Origin of the sequence: Nonomuraea sp. KM90, assembly GCF_052246675.1 — a bacterium.
GTDB lineage: Bacteria > Actinomycetota > Actinomycetes > Streptosporangiales > Streptosporangiaceae > Nonomuraea.
Genome location: NZ_JBQQCB010000323.1, coordinates 1 through 2,092, shown reverse-complemented (window position 1 = coordinate 2,092; position 2,092 = coordinate 1). Strand labels below are relative to the sequence as shown.

At 68.2% G+C, this 2,092-nt stretch carries 4 protein-coding genes; all 4 read left to right on the top strand.

Annotation, left to right across the window (positions count from 1 at the left end):
* A partial coding sequence (locus tag ACTWPW_RS63905) for a PadR family transcriptional regulator (RefSeq protein ID WP_443174995.1) occupies window positions 1–312 on the top strand: 312 nt, incomplete at its 5' end.
* 2 nt (window positions 313–314) lie between these two features.
* Entirely contained in the window at window positions 315–716 is a 402-nt protein-coding gene (locus ACTWPW_RS63900) for a DUF1048 domain-containing protein (RefSeq protein ID WP_443174994.1), read from the top strand.
* Window positions 716–1,474 (top strand): ABC transporter ATP-binding protein, encoded by a 759-nt coding sequence (locus ACTWPW_RS63895; RefSeq protein ID WP_443174993.1) that lies wholly within the window; start codon window positions 716–718, stop codon window positions 1,472–1,474. The genes ACTWPW_RS63900 and ACTWPW_RS63895 overlap by 1 nt, the downstream gene beginning before the upstream one ends.
* A gap of 10 nt (window positions 1,475–1,484) precedes the next feature.
* Window positions 1,485–2,092, top strand: a 608-nt coding sequence (locus ACTWPW_RS63890; protein WP_443174992.1) for an ABC transporter permease, incomplete at its 3' end; no start/stop codon positions are given.

Sequence of the window (2,092 nt, the reverse complement as noted above, 5' to 3'; positions counted from 1 at the left end):
GAGATGCTCAAGGGGACGCTGGAGGGCATCGTCCTGGCGTTCCTGGCCGGCCGGCCCGCGTACGGCTACGAGATCACGGCGTGGCTGCGGGATCGGGGCTTCTCCGACATCGCGGAAGGCACCATCTACGCGCTGCTGGTCCGCGTCGAGCGGCGCGGCCTGGTCGACGTGGAGAAGGTCCCGTCGGAGAAGGGGCCGCCGCGCAAGGTGTACTCCCTGAACGCACGCGGGCGGGCGGATCTCGACGAGTTCTGGAGGACCTGGAGCTTCCTCACCGAACGGCTCCAGCAGCTCCGCGAAGGAGGCAACTAGACATGGCCACAGAGCCGAACGAGCCCAAAGGCCGCTACCGGCAGTACCTGGAGGTGGTCACCGGGCCGCTGGAGGACAAGAAGCGCTGGCGGCGGTACAAGGCGCGCACCAGAGCGCTTCCCGAGAACTACCGCACGGCGGTCGAAGCGCTGGAGCGCTACCTGATGCACTTCGGGCCGGCGGACGGCGCCGGCGCGATGGTGATGTACGAGGATCTCGCCGACCTGTTCGAGCAGGGCGCGGCGGACGGAACCCCGATCCGGGACATCTTCGGGGACGACCCCGTGGAGTTCGTCGAGGCGTTCATGGCCAACTACCCGCTCGGCCAGTACAGGACCCGCGAGCGCAACCGCTACACCGAGGCCATCGCGCGCGCCGCGGGCGAAGAGGACAGGAGACTCTGATGACGACACAGCACGTGATCCAGGTGCAGGGCCTGGAGAAGGCGTACAAGACGCTGCGGGTGCTGCGCGGGGTGGACTTCACCGTGGCGCGGGGCAGCATCTTCGCGCTGCTCGGCTCGAACGGGGCGGGCAAGACCACGGTGGTGAAGATCCTGTCCACGCTGCTCAAGGCCGACGCCGGCACGGCCCGCGTGAACGGCTTCGACGTGGCCGGGCAGGCCGCGGACGTGCGCGAGTCGATCAGCCTGACCGGGCAGTTCGCCGCCGTGGACGAGATCCTCAGCGGGCGGGAGAACCTGGTGCTGGTGGCCCGGCTGCGGCACTTGAAGAATCCCGGCCAGGTCGCCGATGAGCTGCTGCGCCGGTTCTCGCTGACCGATGCCGGCGGGCGGAAGGTGGCGACGTATTCGGGCGGCATGCGGCGCCGGCTGGACATCGCGATGAGCCTGATCGGCGACCCGCCGGTGATCTTCCTGGACGAGCCGACCACCGGGCTGGACCCGCAGGCCCGCATCGAGGTCTGGCAGGCCGTCAAGGACCTGGCCGCGGGCGGCACCACGGTGCTGCTCACCACCCAGTACCTGGACGAGGCCGAACAGCTCGCCGACCGGATCGCGATCCTGCACCAGGGCCGGATCCTCGTCAACGGCACCCTGGAGGAGCTCAAGCAGCTGCTGCCGCCCGCCAAGGTCGAATACGTCGAGAAGCAGCCGACCCTGGAGGACGTCTTCCTGTCCCTCGTCGGCACCGAAACCTGAAGGAACCACGATGAGCAAGCATTTCTTCGGTGACACCACCGTCCTGCTGGGGCGCTCGCTGCGCCACATCACCCGCAGCCCCGACACCATCATCACCACCGCGATCATGCCGATCGCGATGATGCTGATGTTCGTCTACGTGTTCGGCGGCGCGATCAGAACCGGATCGGATGCCTCGTATGTGAACTACATGCTGCCCGGCATCCTGCTCATCACGGTCGCCTCGGGCATCGCCTACACCGCCTACCGGCTGTTCATGGACATGAAGGGCGGCATCTTCGAGCGCTTCCAGTCGATGCCGACCGCGCGGTCGGCGGTGCTGTGGGCGCACGTGCTGACCTCGCTGGTGGCCAATCTGGTCTCGCTGGTGGTGGTGATGCTGGTGGCCCTGCTGATGGGCTTCCGCTCGTCGGCGGGCGTGCTGGCGTGGCTGTCGGTGGCGGGCATCCTGGTGCTGTTCACCCTGGCGCTGACCTGGATCGCCGTCATCCCCGGCCTGTCGGCCAAGACCATGGAGGGGGCGAGCGCGTTCTCCTACCCGCTCATCTTCCTGCCCTTCCTCAGCTCGGCCTTCGTGCCCACCGACACCATGCCCGGCCCGCTGCGCGTCTTCGCCGA

Coding starts and splice junctions, on each gene's coding strand:
- ACTWPW_RS63900 (WP_443174994.1), top strand. CDS start 315: ATGGCCACAGAGCCGAACGAGCCCAAAGGCCGCTACCGGCAGTACCTG.
- ACTWPW_RS63895 (WP_443174993.1), top strand. CDS start 716: ATGACGACACAGCACGTGATCCAGGTGCAGGGCCTGGAGAAGGCGTAC.